The sequence below is a fragment of the Thioclava sp. F34-6 genome (genome assembly GCF_002213235.1).
In the GTDB taxonomy this organism is placed as follows: Bacteria; Pseudomonadota; Alphaproteobacteria; order Rhodobacterales; family Rhodobacteraceae; genus Thioclava; species Thioclava nitratireducens.
Genome location: NZ_NBOA01000011.1, coordinates 24,823 through 31,744 on the forward strand (window position 1 = coordinate 24,823; position 6,922 = coordinate 31,744).

The following is a 6,922-nucleotide window of genomic DNA, read 5'->3' on the forward strand; positions in this document are numbered from 1 at the left end:
GTCACACGCCGTATTTTTCCGTCGAAGCGAGATAGTTTTCGATATAAATCTCGTGCATTAGCGCGACATTGCTCAGTTCGTAGATGACGATCAGCCCGTCGAAATAGTTGACATCATCCATCGTCAGGAACGACATGGGACAAAATCGGCCTTGAGTGGCGGGACGTTGCGCGATTGCTTCCCATAATCGTATCCGCTCAAGAACCTGGTCGAAGAATACCAGACCGGCGGCGACAAGAAGCAGAACGGAAGGCCACATCAGCCGACGGAGATAAGAGAGAAGTCTCATGTCAGTAGCCCTGTTTCTGGTGCCGCGATGGTCGGCGAGACCGGCACAGGAGGCAGGTCACGGCAGCGCCGGCATGTCGCTCGACGGCGGAGCCACAAAGACGACAGGCAATTCGGATAGTGGGGGTATTGCCCCCGAGAATGTGCCGACAGCTGGGACACCGATGGGCGGCAGCCCGGGGAAGCGACGCCTTGCAGGACGGGCAGGCAAGCGGAAGGTGACGATTCATGAGCCCCTCTTTCAACAGGAAGAAAAGACGCCGAAGCGGCGATTGCCGATATCCCGGAAGGAGTGGCGTGGCTTCGTCAGCGCATCGAGCGGCTCCTTCCGGGCAGAGCATGGGCTTCGGCAGCGCCCAGGGAATGTCCGTTCATTGTGCCTCCAGACCTTCGGGGGCATCCTGGGACGCGACGTGGAGCACGGTAAGAACCCGCCGCTTTCCATCCCTGGTATCCCAGTGGAGCGATGCGCCCTCTGCCAGTCCGATCAGGGCAACCCCGATCGGTGTCAGGATCGAGATCCGCCCGCATGCGATGTCGGCGTCTTCGGGATAGACTAGCGCTACAGTTTTTTCCTGGCCGGTCGTTTCGTCGCGATATGTGACCGCACGACCGATCGCTACCACGTTCTTCGGGAGTTTCGACGCCGGAACGATACGAGCCTGGCCGATTTCGCCGAGCAGCCGGTCGGCAAGGTCCGGATTACGCTGGATCGCGCCCTCGGCAAGTGCCTCGAGCCTTCCCAGGCAGTCGGCGCTTATGACTACCCTGGGCCTCCGGCCGGTGCCGGAAGAGGTGGAGCGTTGTTTGCTCATAGTGGTTTCCTTTGAATCTGCTTGTGGTGTGAGTGAGTTATGGGTGGTCTTAGTCCCCGACCCGTCATGGACGGATCAAAGCATCAGGCCGCGGCGTGGTCCGGAGTCGGACGCACATCCAGCACGACAACGACTCCGATCTGACCGTCGTCCCGCAGGAGCGGAACCTTCTGCAGCTTTCGCATTCCGATCAGGGTGGCTCCAAGCAATGAAGCAACGAGGATATGTCCCGGGACCAGTACGGGATTCATGGAAAGCACGCCGCTGCGAGCGCCCTCACCACTGATCATGTAGGTGACATGGGATCCCGCCACGACGAGATCAGGCGAGGCCGGCTCGGGAGTTCCGCGCGAGATCCGCAGCTTGTGGCGCAGCAGCCCATTTAGAAGAGGTGGGTTTGGCGAATTCCTGGTTCCGCGATGGCGGAGCAGGCGCTCAATACCGAGCCGGTCGTCGACAGTTAGAAGAAAGCCTGTCTCGACAGCGGAGCGTTCAAAGAGCGATCGAAAGTCACTGCCGGTAGGCAGGTGGGTGATCCTGGTAATGGTCATGATATGTCTCCCGGAGCGGTAAAGCCCGCGTTCTCAGATGCAAGGATGTGAGAAAACCCCGGGTGGTCGAAGACGCGCTTATGCGCAGACCGCCCGGGGACCCGGGCGGTTCAGAAGCAGAAACCGAAAAAGGTTTTCGTGCGTGACCATGCGGAGACCTTAGTCTTTGGGAGCACCCCGTCAATCTTCGAGACCGGGCGGGTATTGGAACGGACAAGGATGCACAGATCCCGCAAAGGTGAAGAAGGCGAATTGTTGACGAGGCCCACGAGGCGGACTTCGACGTCAGGGGGTCACCTACTACGCACCTCGAAGTTTAAGCCACGTCGAGCTTCCTGCATCGGCCGGCGGTGTGGCAGCGGGATGATGTTTGTCGATGTCGTGCGACCACCATCGTCTTCCCACCGCGCCAGGCATTTGGCGCTCGGCTCAGCGACCGACCTCTCCATGTCACTTGGCCTGAAAAGCTCCGGAAACAGTTCTTCGAAATCTGCCTTGCAAATCATCATTTTGTCACTCCTTTTCATCTTTGAATGGAGAGCCACTACACGGCGAAGGCTGCGCACCACGGTAGTACCGTGGTGCGGGTTCTCGAGAATTGGCCCGACTATGCCGCTCGGCCGCCGCGCCACCGCGCATCGACCTGCACATTCGAAGAAAATGGACGCATGCTCAGTTCACGATCCATGAGACCATTGACGACGCGCGGGATATCACTGCGATCAATCCCGATGTCGCGCAGCAGGCGATCGTCCATGCCTCGAAGAGTTTCGATCATCTTCCGGCGTTGCCATTGGAGAAATGTGGTCCGGAGCCAACGTCGAAATGCTCCGGGTTTGCGTTTGCGCGGACTGGCCGCTCGAGGGGGTGGGAAGTGATGGGTATTGGATTTGAAGACGTGGGGGTGCATGTCATGCTCCATGACGGAAAAAACTGAACCGAGACGCACGCACCACGTCAGCCGGGCGACCCGCACAGGCGTGATCTTCCGGCCAGATTGGCGCGTTTGCCACTTCGACTGATCTGTAAGAGATCGAGAAGACCCCGAGGCGCGGACCGGCAAGCGGCCTGATCCCGCCCGGGGGCTACCGGCGGTTCAGTGTGTTTCCTGCGTTTAGCAGGAACCTCGTATGAAGACGGAACACGGTCATGACTGAGATATCGGCATTCCACGTGTGTTTATCAAGAGGAAGACGCAGTCTGCGACTTTCTGGCACTGACGCCATCAGAGGCGGACGAGGCTCACGGATGATGCCCCGCCAACGGAGATCGCTGACCTCGGTTCGATTGTCGCGCAGCAGTGAGAACCAACTCTCATAGTGGTGCCACTTCGCCGCACCCTGGTAGGGACAATTGACAGAATTCATTTGTTGCATAGGCTCCAGAATCGTTAATTTTCAAAGCTGGAAGATGACAGTTGCGGCGAGGGCTACGGCGGACAGAAAGACCTTCGGGCACCTGTCGTAGCGGGTCGCAACGCGGCGCCAGTCCTTGAGCTTGCCGAACATGATCTCGATACGGTTGCGCCGCTTTTAGCGGCGCTTGTCATATTTGACGGGCATGCCTCGGGATTTCCGGCCCGGGATGCAGGGCTTGATGCCCTTGTCCTGCAAGGCTTCACGATACCAGTCGGCCAACAGCCATTCGGCCTCGGGCAGGCTACTCAGCAGGGCCGCCACACCGGTGTAGTCGCTGACCTAGCCCGCTGTCATGAAGAACTTGATCGGGCGGCGGTTCGCGTCCGTGACGGTTTGCAACTTGGTGTTCATGCCACCCTTCTTCCGCGCAATCAGCCTGCCACGCCCCCTTTTTCAAACGCTGGCTCGAAGCCGTGCGGTGCGCCTTGGGATAGGTGGCGTCGATCATCACTGTCTTTCGGTCGGCGGCCTCGGAAGCAAGCCCCTCCATCATCCGGGCGAAAACACCAATGTCGCTCCAGCGCTTCCATCGGTAGTAGAGGCTCTTCGGCGGGCCATACTCTGGCGGCGCATCGGACCAACGCAATTCATTACGATTGATAAAGACTAAACCGCTCAAGACCTGCCGATCATCGACCCGCGGTTTGCCATGGCTCTTTGAAAAGAACGGCCGCAGCCTCGCCATCAGCTCGTCGCTCAGCCAGAAAAGGTTGCATGCCCTCATCTGTCAGGCAGCGTGAATTACGCCGGCAAGGTAGTCGCAAGCCGATTAATGGGTCGACCCTATGTCCTACGCGCCAACATCGCCGGTTTCATGCAGGTTGCCGAAGCGATGCGTATGCGTGGGGTGATCTGAGCCAATCAGGAAACTATCGGAAGACCAGGGCGATCTCTTCTTTGCCAAGCAGCCTCCACTCCCCGGGGTCGAGGCTGTCTGGCAGGCAAAGATTGCCCAGACGTTCACGTCGAAGGGTTTCGACGAAATTGCCCGCAGCGGCGAACATACGGCGAACCTGATGGTATCGGCCTTCCGTCACGGTAATCAGGGCTTCGTTATCCGATATGATTTCCAGCACCGCTGGCGCCAGCGGTTTGTCTTCGCCCTTGAGCGTGAGAGTACCCGACGCAAACAGTGCTATTTCTTTACCGTCGAGTGGACGTGCTAGTATGGCGCGATAGGCCTTGCTGATCTGATTTTTTGGGCTGCTGATCCGGTGCAGAAGGTTACCATCATCGGTCAGCAGCAGCAGGCCTGATGTTTGTTTATCCAAACGGCCAATGGTTGAAATCGCGGGATCGCGGCGCCGCCAACGTGCGGGCAAGATGTCATAGACAAGTGCGCCCGCCTCCTTGTGCGAACAGGTTACCCCTACAGGTTTGTTCATCAAAACGACCATGCCTGCAAGCGGATCGAGCGCCTTTCCCGCGACATTCATACGGCTTGGCAGATCCGCACTGATAGGGATGCGAACGGCGGCGTCCAATATCTCTTCCTGGTCGAAGACAATACCACCATAGCGTGCCAACTGCGCGATGTCCTTGCGTGTGCCATAGCCCATCGAAGACAAGAGCTTGTCGACGCGTGTAGTTGAAACCTTTGACATATCCGGTTCCCTTGTGGACCATATTCAGTGCAGAGTGAAACAAACGCTCTCTCCCTGCCAGAGACGACAGAGCGACAGTCAGGATTCGCTATTTCCGAGAGGTTACGGGACCGATTTCAATGGTTAACGTTCTGCGCTGTTCCGCACGGGTGTCCTAATGAAACGATGTGCCTTCGGGCGATTCAAGAAGCGCTACCCCGATCGGCGTCATGACGGAAATCTTGCCTGCGCGATATCTGCATCCTCGGGATAGACAAGCGTCACGGTTCTTTATCTCCCAGATAATTCATCAGTATACGTGACCCTGTTTCCGATCGCGGCCACATTCGCCGGCGAACTTCGCCGTACGCAGGATTTTCGCGGCCAAGGTCTTCCAGCACGCTCCGCCGGATCGGCTTTGCGCGCTATCCCGCCTTCTGCCAGCGCTTCCAGATGGTCAAGATCATCGGCACTGATGATAATCTTCGGATTTTGTGTCCGACGACTACGCTACTGTGTAAGTTCTTGCGGTGCCATGGTGGCCGCTCCTTATGTGAAAAAATGCAGCCGCGCGGGAAGCAGACGGCCCCGTCGGTCTGGGTCAGGTCTGTCAGGAGATTTCAGATTGCCTGGATTACGCGCGAAACCGTAACGGATCGAATAGCTCCATTTTCGCACAGCAAGGGCGCACGTTGACCGACCAACATCCCGATGAGGGTTACGCCCAAGATCGAATATGCAGGTATGCCCCTCGTGCCCTGCCCCCATCGAGCCCGATGGACGAGCAAGCCATCCTGAACCGGACCTTGGTCAATAACGTATTGGAATTGACGACCGTTCGTTACCATATGCGCTGCGTAAAGGTTCTTGACCGGTTTCAGTGTCATCAACTTGTGTCGAATAATATATGATAGCATAATCTCAGCACGGTCTTGTGGCTCATCGCATTGCTTCTGATATGCCTTCAGCCTGTTATAGTCAGTTTCTGGAACTAGCGAACACTCGCGAGGCCATTTTTGACCGTTAAGCCGTTTCTCAAAAGTAGAAAACCGAAGTTCGTGGATATTGGACATGACTTCCCCCATGGCCATCGCGGCCGCGTGCTCATCATTGAAACTTGAGGAGGCCCCGGGGGTGCAGCAGGCGTAAACGCGCCTAGACCGCCCGGGGAAGCGGGCGGTTCAGCAGAAGAAAACGATAATGATCTGCATGTTCCAACATACCTCCAGAATTAGGCAGTCAAATTGGTTGTGTCAATCAGATCGACTTCGACGTCGCACTATCGGCGGGCCTGTGACACCTCGTTCATTGGCGTTCTTCGCGATTGCTGGCATGATCAGAACACAGGAGCACCGGGCACCAGAGGTCTGGTGTTACCAAGTGCCCGTGGAGCGAAAATATCCGAAAGAAAGGCGCACTCTGCATGCATGTTCTGCTCACGCGACCATCCTTCCAAGCCGAACTCATGCGGCCTTGTCTGGAACAAAGAGGATGCAAGGTTTCAGTTGAACCGATCTTGAACGTGTCTTCGGCAGGCCCGAACACAGACGCGTTCCGCGGAGCCGATATTTTCGTTGTTACGTCCACCTTTGCATCTTTGTATATCGTCAACGCGGGCTTTCTGAAGACGACCACACCGATCTATGCCGTTGGGGCGGGAACGGCTGCGCCGCTACGCCAGGCGGGATTCTCGCGGACCTTTCAAGCAGACGGTGACGCAAAAAGCCTTCTCCATCTCATCCTGAAAGAAGTCAGGCCAACGGATGGGACGATCACCTACCTGAGTGGACAGAACGTTACCGCAGACATCGCGCAAGATCTAGTCTGTCGGGGCTACAAGGCTCGACGTGTCGTCGTCTACAAAGCCGAACCCGCGCAGACCCTGTCTGAAGCAACTCAGGACTTGATAAGCAGGCGGAGTATCAAGTGCGTCATTTTCATGTCCTACCGGACCGCAGATTTCTTCACGGAACTATGCCATTCGTCCGGGCTTTCAGATTGCTTGGGTTCCGCGACCGCGGCAGTGCTTTCCGACAAGGTGGCAAGCGGCCTGAAATGGAACCAGTGGAAAGAGATTCAAGTGGCGGCGGCGCCGTCAAACGATTCCATCATTGACCTTATTTGCCCTACGAAGTGAGCTTTCCACCCCCGCCGGATAGCCAGGGTTTTCGTGAATGGAGTGATCGGCTGGGTTTTGTCGCAAACTTTGACGTCGTGCCGGCGAAGCCACTGGACATACTGACTTATGCGGCCAGAGCGGCGAATTG

6 protein-coding genes and 1 pseudogene are annotated in these 6,922 nt (G+C 57.1%); 1 reads left to right on the plus strand and 6 read right to left on the minus strand.

Annotated features, from left to right (window positions below; all coding sequences use genetic code 11):
* Window position 1: 1 nt before the first annotated feature.
* The 6 genes and pseudogenes from B6V72_RS19045 to B6V72_RS17960 form a co-directional block, all read right to left on the minus strand.
* Complete coding sequence (locus B6V72_RS19045; protein WP_146194474.1) at window positions 2-289, minus strand: hypothetical protein; 288 nt, start codon at window positions 287-289, stop codon at window positions 2-4.
* 370 nt (window positions 290-659) lie between these two features.
* Window positions 660-1,103 (minus strand): nucleoside diphosphate kinase regulator, encoded by a 444-nt coding sequence (gene rnk, locus B6V72_RS17935; RefSeq protein ID WP_088736242.1) that lies wholly within the window; start codon window positions 1,101-1,103, stop codon window positions 660-662.
* Window positions 1,104-1,186: 83 nt separating this feature from the next.
* The gene (locus B6V72_RS17940; protein ID WP_088736243.1) at window positions 1,187-1,654 is read right to left on the minus strand and encodes a hypothetical protein; all 468 of its coding nucleotides are present in this window, start codon (window positions 1,652-1,654) and stop codon (window positions 1,187-1,189) included.
* 607 nt (window positions 1,655-2,261) lie between these two features.
* A complete protein-coding gene (locus B6V72_RS19515) occupies window positions 2,262-2,576 on the minus strand; it encodes a DUF1127 domain-containing protein (RefSeq protein WP_346394599.1) in 315 nt (104 codons plus the stop codon).
* Between the two features lie 475 nt (window positions 2,577-3,051).
* Window positions 3,052-3,796: pseudogene (locus tag B6V72_RS17955) on the minus strand (IS5 family transposase).
* 145 nt (window positions 3,797-3,941) lie between these two features.
* Window positions 3,942-4,676 carry a 16S rRNA pseudouridine(516) synthase gene (locus B6V72_RS17960; RefSeq protein ID WP_088736246.1) on the minus strand — a complete coding sequence of 245 codons (735 nt, stop codon included), beginning with the start codon at window positions 4,674-4,676 and terminating at the stop codon, window positions 3,942-3,944.
* 1,402 nt (window positions 4,677-6,078) lie between these two features.
* On the opposite strand from B6V72_RS17960, the gene B6V72_RS17970 reads away from it, so the two are divergent.
* Window positions 6,079-6,792, plus strand: a complete 714-nt coding sequence (locus tag B6V72_RS17970; protein ID WP_088736248.1) for a uroporphyrinogen-III synthase — start codon at window positions 6,079-6,081, stop codon at window positions 6,790-6,792.
* The last annotated feature ends 130 nt before the right edge of the window (window positions 6,793-6,922 follow it).